Annotated in this window: 16 protein-coding genes; 9 read left to right on the top strand and 7 right to left on the bottom strand. The window is 67.1% G+C overall.

Annotation, left to right across the window (positions count from 1 at the left end; translation table 11 throughout):
- Together E1263_RS00435 and E1263_RS00430 are read left to right on the top strand one after the other, a co-directional pair.
- On the top strand, nucleotides 1–1248 hold the full coding sequence (locus tag E1263_RS00435) for an amidohydrolase family protein (protein ID WP_132164071.1): 1248 nt from the start codon (nucleotides 1–3) through the stop codon (nucleotides 1246–1248).
- Nucleotides 1249–1250: 2 nt separating this feature from the next.
- Nucleotides 1251–2009, top strand: coding sequence for a VOC family protein (locus tag E1263_RS00430; protein ID WP_132164069.1), 759 nt, complete (start codon nucleotides 1251–1253; stop codon nucleotides 2007–2009).
- A gap of 24 nt (nucleotides 2010–2033) precedes the next feature.
- Here the strand turns inward: E1263_RS00430 and E1263_RS00425 are convergent, their stop codons facing one another.
- The gene (locus E1263_RS00425; protein ID WP_132164067.1) at nucleotides 2034–2933 is read right to left on the bottom strand and encodes an alpha/beta hydrolase; all 900 of its coding nucleotides are present in this window, start codon (nucleotides 2931–2933) and stop codon (nucleotides 2034–2036) included.
- 101 nt (nucleotides 2934–3034) lie between these two features.
- On the opposite strand from E1263_RS00425, the gene E1263_RS00420 reads away from it, so the two are divergent.
- Nucleotides 3035–3868 carry a helix-turn-helix domain-containing protein gene (locus E1263_RS00420; RefSeq protein WP_132164065.1) on the top strand — a complete coding sequence of 278 codons (834 nt, stop codon included), beginning with the start codon at nucleotides 3035–3037 and terminating at the stop codon, nucleotides 3866–3868.
- Nucleotides 3869–3871: 3 nt separating this feature from the next.
- On the opposite strand, the gene E1263_RS00415 is transcribed toward E1263_RS00420, so the two are convergent.
- Entirely contained in the window at nucleotides 3872–4480 is a 609-nt protein-coding gene (locus E1263_RS00415) for a TetR/AcrR family transcriptional regulator (RefSeq protein WP_132164063.1), read from the bottom strand.
- A 113-nt stretch (nucleotides 4481–4593) separates the two neighbouring features.
- Between E1263_RS00415 and E1263_RS00410 the strand changes: the two genes are divergently transcribed.
- Genes E1263_RS00410 through E1263_RS00395 form a run of 4 tightly spaced genes read left to right on the top strand, consistent with a single transcriptional unit; the run spans nucleotide 4594 to nucleotide 7859 of the window.
- The gene (locus E1263_RS00410; protein ID WP_132164061.1) at nucleotides 4594–5796 is read left to right on the top strand and encodes an MFS transporter; all 1203 of its coding nucleotides are present in this window, start codon (nucleotides 4594–4596) and stop codon (nucleotides 5794–5796) included.
- A complete protein-coding gene (locus E1263_RS00405; RefSeq protein ID WP_132164059.1) occupies nucleotides 5793–6581 on the top strand; it encodes a cyclase family protein in 789 nt (262 codons plus the stop codon). Before E1263_RS00410 ends, E1263_RS00405 begins: the two co-directional genes overlap by 4 nt.
- Complete coding sequence (locus E1263_RS00400) at nucleotides 6578–7522, top strand: fumarylacetoacetate hydrolase family protein (protein ID WP_165956407.1); 945 nt, start codon at nucleotides 6578–6580, stop codon at nucleotides 7520–7522. The genes E1263_RS00405 and E1263_RS00400 overlap by 4 nt, the downstream gene beginning before the upstream one ends.
- A gap of 4 nt (nucleotides 7523–7526) precedes the next feature.
- Complete coding sequence (locus tag E1263_RS00395; protein WP_132164057.1) at nucleotides 7527–7859, top strand: EthD domain-containing protein; 333 nt, start codon at nucleotides 7527–7529, stop codon at nucleotides 7857–7859.
- Here E1263_RS00395 and E1263_RS00390 read toward each other — a convergent pair.
- Nucleotides 7856–8332: a cupin domain-containing protein gene (locus E1263_RS00390; protein WP_132164055.1), complete on the bottom strand. Its 477-nt coding sequence runs from the start codon at nucleotides 8330–8332 to the stop codon at nucleotides 7856–7858. The genes E1263_RS00395 and E1263_RS00390 overlap by 4 nt on opposite strands.
- Before the next feature lie 133 nt (nucleotides 8333–8465).
- On the opposite strand from E1263_RS00390, the gene E1263_RS00385 reads away from it, so the two are divergent.
- Nucleotides 8466–9407, top strand: coding sequence for an AraC family transcriptional regulator (locus E1263_RS00385; protein ID WP_132164053.1), 942 nt, complete (start codon nucleotides 8466–8468; stop codon nucleotides 9405–9407).
- Here the strand turns inward: E1263_RS00385 and E1263_RS00380 are convergent, their stop codons facing one another.
- Nucleotides 9408–9770, bottom strand: coding sequence for a nuclear transport factor 2 family protein (locus E1263_RS00380; RefSeq protein ID WP_132164051.1), 363 nt, complete (start codon nucleotides 9768–9770; stop codon nucleotides 9408–9410).
- Between the two features lie 93 nt (nucleotides 9771–9863).
- A complete protein-coding gene (locus tag E1263_RS00375; RefSeq protein WP_132164049.1) occupies nucleotides 9864–10928 on the bottom strand; it encodes a saccharopine dehydrogenase family protein in 1065 nt (354 codons plus the stop codon).
- 80 nt (nucleotides 10929–11008) lie between these two features.
- On the opposite strand from E1263_RS00375, the gene E1263_RS00370 reads away from it, so the two are divergent.
- The gene (locus E1263_RS00370; protein WP_132164047.1) at nucleotides 11009–11572 is read left to right on the top strand and encodes a TetR family transcriptional regulator; all 564 of its coding nucleotides are present in this window, start codon (nucleotides 11009–11011) and stop codon (nucleotides 11570–11572) included.
- Between the two features lie 15 nt (nucleotides 11573–11587).
- Here the strand turns inward: E1263_RS00370 and E1263_RS00365 are convergent, their stop codons facing one another.
- Together E1263_RS00365 and E1263_RS00360 are read right to left on the bottom strand one after the other, a co-directional pair.
- On the bottom strand, nucleotides 11588–11800 hold the full coding sequence (locus E1263_RS00365) for a hypothetical protein (protein WP_132164045.1): 213 nt from the start codon (nucleotides 11798–11800) through the stop codon (nucleotides 11588–11590).
- 100 nt (nucleotides 11801–11900) lie between these two features.
- Nucleotides 11901–14060 carry an MMPL family transporter gene (locus tag E1263_RS00360; protein WP_132164043.1) on the bottom strand — a complete coding sequence of 720 codons (2160 nt, stop codon included), beginning with the start codon at nucleotides 14058–14060 and terminating at the stop codon, nucleotides 11901–11903.
- Nucleotides 14061–14159: the final 99 nt, after the last annotated feature.

The following is a 14159-nucleotide window of genomic DNA, read 5'->3' as shown; positions in this document are numbered from 1 at the left end:
ATGACCACCGCACCCACCATCATCCGCAACGTCGCCGTCTTCGACGGTGTTCACCTCCAGCAGCGAGCAGACGTCCTGATCGACGGTCCCACCATCGCTGCCGTCGGCCCCGATCTCGCCGTACCGGCCGGCGCCACCGTCATCGACGGCCTCGGGTACACGCTGCTGCCCGGTCTGATCGACGCCCACACGCACACTATGAGCACCGCGCAACTCCATCAGGCGCTGGTGTTCGGAGTCACGACCGAGCTCGACATGGGCGGCGTGCCCGAGCACTCGCGAGCACTCCGCGCCGCTGCCCAAAGGCGTTCTGACCTGGCCGACTTCCGGATCGCCACCACCGGCGCCACCGCACCCGGCGGACACCCGAGCCAGTTGGTCGAGCTGGGCTTCATGCCCCCGTTCCCGACAGTCGCGGGACCGGAGGACGCCGAGCGCTTCGTGGCCGACCGGATCGCCGACGGCGCCGACCACCTCAAGATCTTCATCGAGGACGGTACGGCGGCCGGTCACCCGATGCCGTTGCTCGCACCGGAGACGATCAAGGCGCTGGTGGCGGCCGCCCACGACCGCGGTCTCAAAGCCATCGCACACACCATGACTCGCTCCGCGACCTGGACGGCGGTCAATGCCGGTGTCGACGGTCTGGCCCATGCTCCCGCGGACGGCCCCTCCGACCAGGCGCTCATCGATGCAGTCGCCGACGCCGGACTGTTCGTCGTACCGACGTTGGCGACGCTGGCCGGCATGAGCCGGCACCCGATCGAGTTCCGGCTCGCCGCCGATCCGCGACTACGCCCGTACGCCGATCCGCAGTGGCTGGAGGATCTCAAGAACCTGCCCGCCGATCCGGCCCAGCGAATGGGCCCGATGGCGATGGACGTCCGGCACGCGGCCGACTTCGCGATCCGGGTATTCCGGGCCGGCGTACCGCTGGTGGCGGGAACCGATGGAACCGGCGGCGCCGGACATCCGACGACGCACGGGATCAGCCTGCATGGCGAACTGACACTGATGGTCGAGGCGGGATTGTCGCCCGCCGAGGCGCTGATCACCGCCACCTCCGCAGCGGCCGACGCGTTCGGTCTGAGCGACCGCGGCCGCATCGCACCAGGCCTTCGCGCCGACCTGCTGCTCGCCGCCGGCGCTCCGAACGCCGAAATCACGGCGCTCTACGGGATCACCAAGATCTGGAAGCAGGGCGTACTCGTCGACCGCACCGCCACCTTCTCCGACAGCGAGGACTGACCATGACCAGCATTCCGCCGTTCGCCGGGATCCACCACCTGCAGATCCCGGTCAGCGATCTCGACCGCAGTATCGACTGGTACAGCAAGGTTCTCGGTGCCCGTCGCCGCAGCGAGGTCGACCACAAACCCAGTGACGCGCCGTTGTTCGCCGTCGTTCTCGAGGTCCCCGGTCTCGGGGCCGGTCTGGAGCTCCGCCTGAACCCCACCGCGGCGGCGGGGATGGCCGGTTGCGGACCGCTGGCCCTGGCCGTCGAGGACCCCGCCGACCTCGATGCCTGGGTCGAGCACCTCGACGCGATCGGCGTCGAGCACTCGCCGGTCCTGGTCGGCATCGTCGGCTGGGTCATCGTGGTCCCCGACCCCGACGGCCTGAAGCTCCGCATCTACACCAACGCCAACCACAACCTCGACCACAGCCAGATCCAGTTCCGCTCCCCCTGGCTCGAGAACGGCCCGTTCGGCCGCAGCGGCACGATCGCCGCCGTCGGCCGGATCACCGCCGTACCGGGGGCGGCCGATGAACTGCAGTCACTGCTCATCTCGCTGGCCGAGGTTGCGCGCAAGGAGCCCAGCAACCTGGCGTACCACGTCCACCGGACCGCGGACGATCCGGACGGGTTCGTCATCTACGAGGAGTGGTCCGAACCGAAGGCTCTCGAGAACCGCGAGGACGCGCCCGGATTCGCCGCCTTCATGGAGAAGGCCGGCCCGCTGATCGCCGGCACGCCGGACGTCGTATCGCTGATCCGCGAAGACTGACCCACCGCACCCTTGGCGAGGCTTTCACAGACTCGAGTAGAAGTCGGCCAGCTTGGCGACCGCAGCGACGACGTACTCCTCCCTGTCGTACAGGTCCACATGGGTTGCGCCTTCGATCCAGTGAAGTTCTTTCGGGCCGGTCACTGCCTGGAAGGCCGCAACGGCCATCCAGGCAGTGACCGCGGCCCGTCCGACGATCATCAGCACCGGCCGCGGGGCGATCAGGTCGGCGGCCCGGTAGGCGTCGAAGGTGACGATGCGATCGACGCTTGTCCACGGCATCACCTCAGCCGATCGCGGGTGCATGCCGCGCGGGGTGCGGTAGTACTGCCAGCCTTCGAAGACGTGCCGACCTCCGCGCCGCGCTTCCTCCTCGGTCGCCGGGAAGAGCGGGAAGGTCTGATTCTCCGCGCCGCGAGCTTCCGCCGTGCGGGCGTCCGCAGCTGCATCGAGCAGGTGCTGCACTGCGGCAGGATCTTGGTTGCCGTCGGCACCGAACCGGAACTGCCGCGCGATGTCGACGCCGCTCACGGTCGCCAGCGCTTTGATCCGGTGATCGGTACCGGTCGCGGCGATGCCGTATCCGCCGGCGGCGCAGATACCCAGTACGCCGATCCGCCCCGGGTCGACCTCGTCGCGCGTGGTGAGGAAGGACACTGCGGCCTTGAGGTCCTCGACCCGGTGCGCCGGATCTTCGAGTCCTCTGGGCAGGCCTTCACTCTCCCCTTGGTAGGCAGCATCGAAGGCGAGCGTGACAAAACCTCGGGCGGCCAACTGTTCGGCGTACCGGCCTGCTGCTTGTTCCTTGACGCCGCTGCCCGGATGGCCGACGACGATTGCCGGACCCGGTACGGCGGTCTCCGGCGTGTAGAGATGCCCGGCGAGTTGGAGCCCGGCGCTGGGGAAGGTGACATCGATTCTCATGACGCCTACGCTCCCCGTCGCGCGCCGCGCGCTCCAGGGACAGTTGTGCCTATGCAGACCAGTACCAGGCAGTTCTTGCCGGCCACGGCGACACTGGGAGCATGAATGAGCTCGGCGACTTCCTCCGTGCGCGTCGCGCTGCGGTCGACCCACGTCAGGTCGGGATACCGGACGACGGCCGGCTACGTCGTGTTGCCGGGCTACGGCGCGAGGAGCTGGCTCTGCTCGCGCACGTGAGCGTGGATTACGTCGTACGGCTGGAGCAGGGACGCAGCCGGCGGGTGTCACGGCCGATACTCGACGCGTTGGCCGATGCGCTGCAACTGGCCGCCGATGAGCGCGACTACCTGTTCACGCTGGCAGACGTCGCACCGGGCGTTGCCATGGCTCGACGTCACCAAGCCTCGCCTCAGCTGGAGCAACTGCTGTCCACGATGCATGACGTCCCGGCGATGGTCCTCAGCCGGACCATGGATGTCCTTGCCTGGAACCGCGGCGCAACTGCACTGCTGACCGACTTCGCACAGCTCGCTGCGCCACACCGCAACCTCATCCGGCTGACCTTCCTCGACGAGGACTTCAGAGCCCGGTACGCCGATTGGCCGCGCGCCGCCCGCGAGTGCGTCGCCGTACTGCGGATGGAGGCGGGCCGTCATCCGGACGACGCAGGATTGGCAGCGCTGATCGACGAACTGAACGCCGGGGATGCCGACTTCCGCACCTGGTGGGCCACGTATCAGGTGCGAGGACCGCACCAGTTGACCAAGACCTATCTCCACCCGGTCGCCGGGGCGTTGACCCTCGAGGTACAGCAGTTCACGGTCGATTCGGATCCGGAGCAGTTCCTGATCGCCTACACGGCCGCACCCGACTCCCCGTCGTACGACGCTCTTCGCTTCCTGCTGCAGTGGTCCAGCGCGTCGTTGCCGTCGTGAGGGTCAGCCGTGGCGTAGCGCCGCGATGATGTAGGAGCGAAGCAGGTCGTGCTTCTGCTCCAGGTAGGTCTTGTCGGTCAGATTGGCAACGCGATCCTCGGAGGCGCTCTGGGTCAGAGCGCCTACCGAGAACAGGTAGCCCCACTGGTAGAACCCATCCGGCTTGCCGGGCAGCGCCTCGCGCAGCGCATCGATGAACTCACGGGCCATCGGATCGAACAGCACCTTGAGCACCGGCCGGTCCTGGTTCGACGGGTCGCCGGCTTCCCGCAGTACGAGCTTGGCGAACCAGGCGTCGTCCGGATCGTGGTGCAGGGCGAGGACCGGGTCGACGAAGGCGCGGACGATCTGCTCGACGGCGTCGTCCGCCTGTAGATCCGCGATCGCGTGCAACTGGGCCAGCCGCTGCTCGTTGACGTACTGCCGGTGCTCGAAGATCGCGACGAACAACCCCAGCTTCGACGTGAAGTGATAGACGACGAGCGACAACTTCACGTCGGCCTCGGCCGCGATCCGCCGCATCGTCGTCCCGTGGTAGCCGTCCTGCGCGAACACCTTCTCCGCGGCGCGCAGGATCGTCATCCGCTTCCCACCCTCGGCAGTCTCCGTCATCTCCCCACCTTACTGGACGTACGTACAGTTTGGGTCTTGCCGAGCTGACTGAACGTACGTACAGTCTGGAGCTCGGGGCCGTAACACGGGGTTTACCGAAGGGACTGGTCCGGATGAGAGATTCCGGTAAATGGGTGGTGCTGGGTGGCGCGTTCGTGGCCTACATGTTCGACGCCCTGGAGATCCTGCTGCTGTCGTTCGCCCTGCCCGACATCCGCACGGAGTTCGGGCTGACCAAGGCTGAAGGCGGTCTCCTCGCGACCGCCACCCTGCTCGGTATCGGCGTGAGCAGCCTGACCGTCGGCTGGCTCGCCGACAACTACGGCCGCAAGCGAGCACTGATGTACTCGCTGGCGGTCTTCGGAGTCTTCACCGCGATGCTCGCCCTGGTGCCGAACTTCACGGTGTTCCTGATCCTGCGGTTCGTGGCCGGGCTCGGTCTCGGTGGTGTCTGGGGTGTGGTGTCGACGTACGTTGTCGAGACCTGGCCAGCTGCCCAACGCGGTCGTGCGGCGGCGTTCGTCCTGAGCTCATTCCCGGCCGGCGGTGCGATCGCGGCAGTCGTCGCCGGAGCCTTGCTGCCCGACTGGCGACTGCTGTTCTTCCTGGCTGGGGCGGGCGTGATCGTGCCGATGCTGATCATCGGCTTCTTCTTCAAGGAATCGGCCGAGTGGGCCGCGCAGAAGAGCACACCGGTGCGAGTGACCGAGATCTTCGCCCCCGACCTTCGCCGCAAGACCCTGCTCGGTACGGCGGTCGCGTCGCTGGCCCTGTTCGGCTGGTGGGGCGCGTCGACCTGGTTGCCGACGTACCTGCACTCCGACCGCGGTATCTCGACCGCGACCGTCGCACTGTTCATGACGGTCCTCAACCTCGGCATGTTCGTTGGCTACAACGTGTTCGGGTTGATCGCTGACCGGATCGGCCGGAAGTACGCACTCGTCCTGTCGCTCCTGGGAGTCGGATTGACCTTGCCGCTGTACGTCGTCGCAGCAGACCGTACGGCGCTGTTGTGGCTCGGGCCGCTGTTCGCGTTCTTCGCCGCCTTCAGCGGAATCTTCGGCGCCTACCTCGGCGAGCTCTACCCGACCAGGGTCCGGGCGACCGGCGCGGGCTTCTGCTTCAATGTCGGACGCGGCGTCTCCGCCTTCGCCCCCTTCGCCTTGGGCGCGTTGGCCACCGGCGCGGGTCTCGGTACCGGACTCTTGTTGTGCGCCGGGATCTTCCTCTGCGGCGCACTCGTGATGACAGCGCTGCCCAACCTGAGCAACCCGGCGCGCGTTCCCGCACAGCCGGCGCTCGAAGGGGCCTCATGACCACGTTCATCGACATCTCCGTGCCGCTGATGTCCGGGATCGCCTCCGACCCGCCCGGTAACACTCCGGAGATCGAATACATCAACCACCACGACAGCGCAGCCGAGATGCTCACGCACTTTCCCGGCGCCGGCCTCGAGGTCCTGCCCGACGGTGAGGGCTGGGCGATCGAACGGATCCACCTGACCACCCACACCGGCACCCACGTCGACGCGCCGTACCACTATGCCTCCACGATGGACAATGGCCAGCGTGCCATCACCATCGACGAGGTCCCCCTCGAGTGGTTCTTCCAGCCCGGTGTGAAGCTCGACTTCCGGGACCTGCCCGACGGCTACGTGGTCACGCCCGACGACATCGATCTGGAGCTCAAGCGGATCGGGCACACCCTCAGCCCACTCGAGATCGTCGTCATCAACACCGCCGCGGGCATCCGGTACGGCGAAGACGACTACCTCGCACGTGGTTGCGGGATGGGCCGCGACGCCACGATTCACCTGCTGGAGCAGGGGGTTCGGGTCACTGGCACGGACGCCTGGAGCTGGGACGCGCCGTTCGTGCACACAGCCCGCAAGTACGCCGAGACCGGCGATGGCTCGCTGATCTGGGAAGGCCACAAGGCCGGCCGCGAGATCGGCTACTGCCACATCGAGAAACTGCACAACCTCGAAGCCCTGCCCGCCACCGGCTTCAAGATCTCCTGCTTCCCGCACAAGATCCACGCCGCCTCCGCAGGCTGGACCCGCGCCGTGGCCATCATCGACACCCCCGAGGAGAACTCGTGAAATTCGCAGCACTGCAACTGGACGGGCAGTACCGGCAGGCACTCGTCCACGACGACCGGTTGCACCCACTCCCCGCCGGCACCGACCTGTACGACGTACTGGCCGCGAAACCGAGTGAGCAGGAAGTGTTGACCCGTTGTGCCGCACCCGTCGTACTGGATGAGCAGACTCTGCTGCCACCGATCAAGGCATCGTCGATCCGCGACTTCATGATCTTCGAACAGCACGTCGAAGGATCTTTCAAGGGGATCCGCGAGCCGGCCGTCGTCCCCGAGTGGTACGACATCCCGACCTTCTACTTCACCAACCCCTACAGCCTGATCGGCCCGCGGCAGCCGGTTCCGTTGCCGCCCGGCTGCAACCTGTTCGACTTCGAGTTGGAGGTCGCCGCGATCATCGGCACCGAGGGCCGCAACCTGCCCGTCGAGGAGGCCGGGAAACACATCGCCGGCTACAGCATCTTCAACGACTGGTCGGCCCGCGACATCCAGATCCACGAGATGCGCATCGGCCTCGGCCCAGCCAAGGGCAAGGACACCGCCTCCACCCTCGGCCCCTACCTGGTCACCCCGGACGAGCTCGAGCCTTACCGGCAAGGCGATCGCTTCGATCTCGCACTCTCGGTCTCGATCAACGGCACCGCGATCGGCAAGGACTCACTCGCCAACGCAGCCTGGTCGTTCCCCGAGATGATCGCCTACGCCAGCCGTGGAACCGTCGTACGGCCTGGTGACATCCTCGGCTCCGGCACCTGCGGAAGCGGTTGCCTGGTTGAATTGTGGGGCCGCAACGGCGGCGAGCGAGTGCCCGCGCCCCTCGCGATCGGCGACACCGTCACCATCGAGGTCGAAGGCCTCGGCACCCTCGAGAACACCGTCGCCCCCGGCGACCCGATCCACCCGGTCCCGAAAGCCCGCCGCCGCAGCCAAGGAGCAGACTAAGAGCGTGCACACCTTACTGACCGTGATCCGGAAGAAGCCCGAGATCGAGACCGCCGAATTCCGGCGCTTCATGAAGGACGACTACGGCCCGACGTACCAGGCACTCCCCCAGACCAGGGCCTACATCCAGTACTTCCTGGCCGACCTCGCGATCGACGACGCCGAGGATCCGATCGACGCGATCGTGCAGATCAGCTTCGACTCGGTCGAGCAGATGCACGAGGCCCTGCAGTCCGAGAGCTACCAGAAGGCTCACGAACTGCGGGCGGCCTACATGCGCGAGACCTCGGTGGGCATCCACTCCGCGGTGGTCGAGGAGATCAACCAGCTCATCTAGCGATCCCAGCCCATCATGACGACGGCGATGACGGCATCCTCGGTGTGCGGGTTCCGCCAGTTGTGCGGTGTGCCCTGCTGGGCGAACGCCTGGCCCGCCGACAGTTCGGTCGAGGTGCCGTCCTCCATCTCGAGCACGATCCTTCCGGACAGCACGATGCCGACGTCGAGCGTCTCGGTGCTGTGGAACTCCGCGGGTAGCGGCGTGCCGGGGGCCTCGGGGGGAACGGTGACGGTCCAGAACCGCACCCCGGCAGCCGTCGGGAACAGCGGCGACTCCACCGAGCTGTCCGGGGCAGGACCGAACAGCACCCCGTCGGCCTCCCAGAGGCGAGCGAGGCCGCGGCCGTCCGGGACCCGGTTGACCGGCACGAAACGATCCTTGCCGATCGTCGACAGGCCCCCGGCGGTCTCGCTGGTATCGACCACTCGATAGCCGTCCTGCTGTGCTGTGGCCGGTGCGGATTCGGACATGTCAGACCTCCATGGTTTGTTCGGTACTGCCGAGGATCAGAAAGTTCTTCCTATCTCTAGGTAACTGCGACCGACCGAGATGATCCATGGGACATCGTCGGGGATACCTTTGTGATCGTCTACCGTGGAGAGTATGGACGTCCTGAGTGATGTGCTGGAACGCGCCGGAGCCGGTACCGCCACGGTCCGGCAGTTGATCCGGCAGCCGCCGTGGGCGATGACCTTCGCCGACGCACCGAGCCTCACGGTCGTGGCTGCGCTCGGCGGCCCGGTCTCGATCCGGATCGACGACGCCGACGGAACGCCGTACAGCCTCGCAGCGGGCGACATCGCGTTGATCAGTGGAACGAGTCGCTACACCATCGGCGACAGCCCTTCCACCCAACCCGAAGTCGTGTTCCAGCAGGGGAAGCCGTACTTCCTGAAGACCGGCGAGGAAGCGACGGCCGGCCCCGATCTCCCTGCCCGCACCTGCGGGGACGGCGGTCTGCCGGGCGCGACCACCATGCTGTGGAGTGCCTACCAGCTCCGCGACGGCCTCAGCGACCGCCTACTCGAGATGCTCCCGCCGGTGGCGATCATCCCAGCGGGTCCGCGGACCCAGGCAGTACTGGATTTACTCACCACCGAGACCGGCTCCGACGAGCCCGGGCAGGATGCCATCCTCGCTCGGCTGCTCGATCTGGTCTTGGTGGTCTCGCTCCGCGCCTGGTGGGCCAAGCCCGACGCGACGCCGCCCGCCTGGTATCGCGCCCTGGCCGACGCACCCATCGGCGAAGCACTACGCCTGCTCCACGAAGATCCGTCGTACCGGTGGACGGTCTCGAACCTCGCCGACAAAGTCGGCCTCTCCCGCGCCGCCTTCTCCGCACGCTTCAGCAAACTGGTCGGCGAACCGCCGCTCACCTACCTCACCGGCTGGCGGATGACGCTGGGCGCGGATCTTCTGCGCGACACCGACTCGACGATCGCCGCCATCGCGCACAAGGTCGGGTACCACGACACCTTTGCCTTCAGCGTCGCCTTCAAACGCATCCACGGTGTCAGCCCGTCGGTCTGGCGCCGTACCGGCTGATCAGTTCTCCACCTGGGTGTTCCACATCCGGAACATGCCGCACTTGCCGCGACCGTCGAGAGTCACCGTCCACAGATTGGCGAAGGTTCCGAGCTCGGCATAGGTCCCGGTGCCTTCGATAGCGGCCGTGTCACCGTTGATCGCCAGGATCGACCACTCGAACTCCCAGCCGCCCTGCTGCCAGTCCTCGCGCGACAGCCAGCCTTCGACAATCGCGGGCCGGCCGATCCAGTCGGTGACATACGGCTGCTCGTGATACTCCGCATCCGCTGTGAACAGCGCCGCGACGTCCTTCGCCTCACCGCTTCGCCAGGCCTCGACATAGCGCTTGACCCATTTCGTCACCTGCAGTTCGGAGATCACACCCCAATCATGCCGATGCTGGGGCCCGGCAGACAGGACGGGACTTCCAGGGTGCAGTACTCCTAGGAACTACTTCCTACTTGATGGTGGCGACTACTCCAGGATGAACGTCGCGCCGGCCGCTACGGCGAGGTCCGCACCGAAGGCCAACACCGGGGTATGCGCGCCGGGTTTGGCTTCGCCGCGCGCCAGCGCGAGGGCAGCTTCGGTGCTGACGGCGCAGGTGAAATCCATGGCGTCGTCACAGCGCAGCCAGCCGGCGCGCGTCGTACCGTCCGGCCAGGTAACGACCGCGTGACCCCAGGAGTGTTCACGAGCACGAGGCGCCGCCTTCGTAGTGACTGCGGCCAGCCGTCGGACCGCGAGTCGACGCAGGGCGGGGATAGCGAGGAGCCCCCCGATGAGCGGGAGCAGGTGCCGGACTGCGCCGCCTGGCAGCAATGCGTTGGCAGAGACGACTGCAGGAGCGTTGCTGGCTTGCTGAGCAGCCAGAAGGTCACCGGTCGGCACCAGGACGGTCGAGGCGGTCTCGCCGTCGGGGAGGTTGAACTGCTGCGCCTCTGAGGCGAGCCGTGCCTTCACGAGGCGGCCACCTTGATAGCGGAGACCGCCGGTGGTCAGGCCACTGACGATCGATTCGGCCAGGGCGGTGCCGAGCGGACCGGCTTCCATGGCGAACGATGCCATCGCATCCACCCGTACGGCGCTCGGCGTCGGCTGCCCTTCGCAGAGTTTGGCCACCACAGCCTGCGTACCGAGAACACCGAAGCCGGCGCCGGTCACGAAGGTGCTGCCGTTGTCTGCGGCCTCATCGCTGAGCTCGAGCAAGCGCGGGATGGCCCCCAACTCGTTGGCCAGGTCGACGTAGTGGCCGCCGGGCAGGCAGGCCCGGGCGATCGTGGTTGCGGTCTCGGCGTAGCCGCCGATCGTGTTCACCACGACAGCCGGCCGCTGCTCGCGGATCACCTGCACGATGCGTTCGATCGAGGCCTCGACCACGAGTTGCGGGTCATCGATGCCCATCTCGCTCGCGGCCGCTCGAAGGCGGTCGGCGTTCCGGCCGACGAGGACAGGGGTACGGCCCGCGGCGACCAGCCGGGCGCCGATCGCCGTACCGGTGCGCCCGGTCGCTCCGAGCAGCCAGATCTGATCGGACATGGAGAGCCTCCTACTGAGTGATGACACTGAGTGCTTTCACCCACCATAGCACTCAGTGCCATCACTGGTAGGCTGCCGTTATGGCGCGATGGGATCCGGACGCAGAAGGCCGGCTGCGGGCGGCCGCGCTCGAGCTCTTCCAGGAGCACGGCTTCGAGAACGTGACGGCGGCCCAGATCGCTGAGCGGGCCGGGCTCGCACGGCGCTCGTTCTTCCGCTACTTCCCCGATAAGCGCGAGGTCCTCTTCGCGGGTTCAGAGCAACTGCCGGCGGCTGTCGGCCAGGCGTTCGCGGCAGTCAGTCCGGACGTCGCGCCCTGGCCTACGGTTCTGGCCGCGTTGGACTCGGTCGGTGCGCTCCTGGTCGAGCACGCCACGGACGCCGTACGACGCCGGGAGGTCATCCAGGCCAGTCCGGAACTACGGGAACGCGAGCGGACCAAGTCGGCGGCCATCGCGCTAGCGATCCAGACGGCTCTCGAGCAGCGCGCCGTACCGTCGGCCGACGCAACGCTACTCGCCCACGCAGGGACAGCAGTCTTCCAGCAGGCATTCACCCAGTGGGTCGACGAAGCCGGCCGACAGCCGATCGAGACCTGCCTGGCAGCGGCCGCCGAGCGGCTAGAGCGACTGATCGGGATCTGACAGCTCACTGCGGAATCAGCGCAGGTGCACGGCCGAGACCTGGTTCAGGTGGATGAGCAGGTCGTAGCTGTTCGCGAGGCTGATCGGCAGATCCGGGACCGGGTAGCCGGGCAGGTGATCGAGCTTCCGCCCGGTGACGCGGGTGAGGGGGCGCATCGCCACTCGGGTCCGGTGTTCGGGTACGTGCTCTTCGAGCCCGGAGCGCCGGAGCTGGTTCTTCGTCGCCATGGCAAGCCCACGCGCCGAACGGACGCACTTTGAGAACCCATCAACCGCTTTGGCGCGCTTTGCATGGTTGGTGGGTTCTCAAAGATGCACTGCGAGATCGCTAGACGAGTACCTCTTCGCGGACCGGGTCGGGGTCGGGGTCGGGCTGATGCGAGTCGGCTTCGAGGTTGACGTGTGGCAGCAGGCGGTTGAGCCAGGTGGGGATCCACCAGTTGGCGTTGCCCATCAGCTTCATCAATGCAGGGACCAGGACCATTCGGACGATGGTGGCGTCGACGAAGATGGCTACCGCCAGGCCGAGGCCGAACATTTTGGCGGTCGGGTCGTCGCCGAGGACGAAGCCCAGGAAGACCGAGATCATGATGAGGGCGGCCGAGGTGATGACGCGGCCGGTGCTTGCGATGCCGTCGATGACCGAGGTGACGTTGTCGCCGGTGGCCAGGTAGCGCTCGCGGATGCGGGACAGCAGGAAGACCTCGTAGTCCATGGACAGGCCGAAGACGATGGCGAACATGAACATCGGGATGAACGGGAGGATCGGCAGGGTCGACTCCAGGCCGATCAGGTTCGCGCCCCAGCCCCACTGGAACACCATCACCATTACGCCGAAGGAGGCGCCGATGCTGAGGAGGTTCATCAGGGCTGCCTTCAGAGGCACCAGTACCGAGCGGAAGACCAGCATCAGCAGCAGGAAGGACAACAGCACCACTGCACCGATGAACAGTGGTAGCCGGTCGCTGACCCTCCCGCCGAGGTCGGCTGAGAGCGCTGTCTGACCGCCGATGTGAGCTCGCGCCGGGCTTTGGCCGAGTACGGCGGGGAAGACGTCGGCGCGGAGCCGGTGGATGGTGTCCACGGTTGCGTCGTCCTGCGGGCCGGTGGTCGGGAAGGCCACGATCGTCGCTACACCCGCGTTCACCTGTGGCGGCGTGGCGGCGGCGATGCCCTTGTCTGCAGTGATGGCGCTGAGCAGCGGCTGGACCACACTGGCGTCTCGCGAGATGTCGACGGCAACGACCAGCGGTCCGTTCAGGCCGGGACCGAAGCCCTTGGCAACCAAGTCGTAGGCACGCCGTTCCGTCCGGCTGTCGGGCAGCGTGCCCTCGTCCGGAGTACCAACGCGGAGAGCAACCACCGGGGCGGCCAAGGCCAGCAGTACGACGGTCGCTGCGACGGCGTACGTCTTGGCGTTCCTGGTGACATGACGGCCCCACCGCTGCCAGCCGGCACCGCCGGTGGTCCGCGGGCGCCGTACGGCGAGCCTGTTGACCCAGTGACCGGCGAGGCCGAGGAACGCGGGCAGCAAGGTGATCGAGGCAGCGACCATGATCAGCACGATGACCGAGACGGCAACGCCACCACCGGTCAGAAACGGTACGCCGGCGGTCGCCAGACCGAGGATCGCGATCACCACGGTGCCACCGGCAATGACGACGGCCTGACCAGCCGTCGCGACCGCCCGTCCGATCGACTCGTCGACCGCGAGCCCCTGCGACAAGTACTCGCGGTGCCGGGTGACAAGGAAGAGCGCGTAGTCGATGCCCACACCGAGACCGACCATGCTGCCGATCACCGGCGCCCAGCTCGGTATGTCGATCAGATAGGTGATCAGCGACAACGAACTGGTACCGAGGGCGATGCCGAACACGGCGAGTCCGATCGGCAGCCCCATCGCGATCAGCGAGCCGAACGCAACCAGCAAGATGATCACGGCGGCGACCAGACCGATCAGCTCACCGCGGCCGGTCTCCGCCTCCTCGAACGACGAGAACAGGTCGCCGCCCATCTCGATGCGTAGTGGCGAGCCAACTGCCTCCTTGGCGGCGAAGGATTGCAGGTTCTCCAGGTCGGCCACGGCCAGGTCCTCGATCACCGGATACTGCAGCCGGATGATCCCCACCCGGCCGTCGGGGGAGATCGTTGCGCCGCTGATGCCGAGCACCTTGGGCAGACCGGCGACGTCTGCTTGTAGCTTCGTCCAGGCCGCCTGCGCCTGCGTGGAGGTGGAGAAAGTCGCCTGCTCGTCGCGAGCGGTGACGACCAGTTGGGCGGTGAGGCCGGCCTGGTCGTTGCCCGCTGCGGTCAGCAGCTCGGTCGCGTGCTGCGAGTCGAGTCCGGGCGCTCCGAAGGTGTTCTCCAGCTTCTGGCCGAAGACGCCGGCCGCGGTGACGACCAGTACGGCCAGCACGATCCACGTTCCGATCACCGTCCAGGGGCGACGGGCGGCGTACCGGCCTAAGCGGTACAAAGCGTTCGACATCATCGATTGTTCTCCTTGAGCGGCCCAGCGGGACAGTGTTCTCAGCGTGGTCAGCCGCGGCGCTCCACACCTCGGGCGATGGGCCGGACTTGACCCGGC

The organism is Kribbella antibiotica (genome assembly GCF_004349055.1).
GTDB lineage: Bacteria > Actinomycetota > Actinomycetes > Propionibacteriales > Kribbellaceae > Kribbella > Kribbella antibiotica.
Note: the sequence above shows the minus strand (reverse complement) of the source record. Positions and strands in the feature narration are given on the sequence as shown.

Coding starts and splice junctions, on each gene's coding strand:
- E1263_RS00435 (WP_132164071.1), top strand. CDS start 1: ATGACCACCGCACCCACCATCATCCGCAACGTCGCCGTCTTCGACGGT.
- E1263_RS00430 (WP_132164069.1), top strand. CDS start 1,251: ATGACCAGCATTCCGCCGTTCGCCGGGATCCACCACCTGCAGATCCCG.
- E1263_RS00425 (WP_132164067.1), bottom strand. CDS start 2,933: ATGAGAATCGATGTCACCTTCCCCAGCGCCGGGCTCCAACTCGCCGGG.
- E1263_RS00420 (WP_132164065.1), top strand. CDS start 3,035: ATGAATGAGCTCGGCGACTTCCTCCGTGCGCGTCGCGCTGCGGTCGAC.
- E1263_RS00415 (WP_132164063.1), bottom strand. CDS start 4,480: ATGACGGAGACTGCCGAGGGTGGGAAGCGGATGACGATCCTGCGCGCC.
- E1263_RS00410 (WP_132164061.1), top strand. CDS start 4,594: ATGAGAGATTCCGGTAAATGGGTGGTGCTGGGTGGCGCGTTCGTGGCC.
- E1263_RS00405 (WP_132164059.1), top strand. CDS start 5,793: ATGACCACGTTCATCGACATCTCCGTGCCGCTGATGTCCGGGATCGCC.
- E1263_RS00390 (WP_132164055.1), bottom strand. CDS start 8,332: ATGTCCGAATCCGCACCGGCCACAGCACAGCAGGACGGCTATCGAGTG.
- E1263_RS00385 (WP_132164053.1), top strand. CDS start 8,466: ATGGACGTCCTGAGTGATGTGCTGGAACGCGCCGGAGCCGGTACCGCC.
- E1263_RS00375 (WP_132164049.1), bottom strand. CDS start 10,928: ATGTCCGATCAGATCTGGCTGCTCGGAGCGACCGGGCGCACCGGTACG.
- E1263_RS00370 (WP_132164047.1), top strand. CDS start 11,009: ATGGCGCGATGGGATCCGGACGCAGAAGGCCGGCTGCGGGCGGCCGCG.
- E1263_RS00365 (WP_132164045.1), bottom strand. CDS start 11,800: ATGGCGACGAAGAACCAGCTCCGGCGCTCCGGGCTCGAAGAGCACGTA.
- E1263_RS00360 (WP_132164043.1), bottom strand. CDS start 14,060: ATGTCGAACGCTTTGTACCGCTTAGGCCGGTACGCCGCCCGTCGCCCC.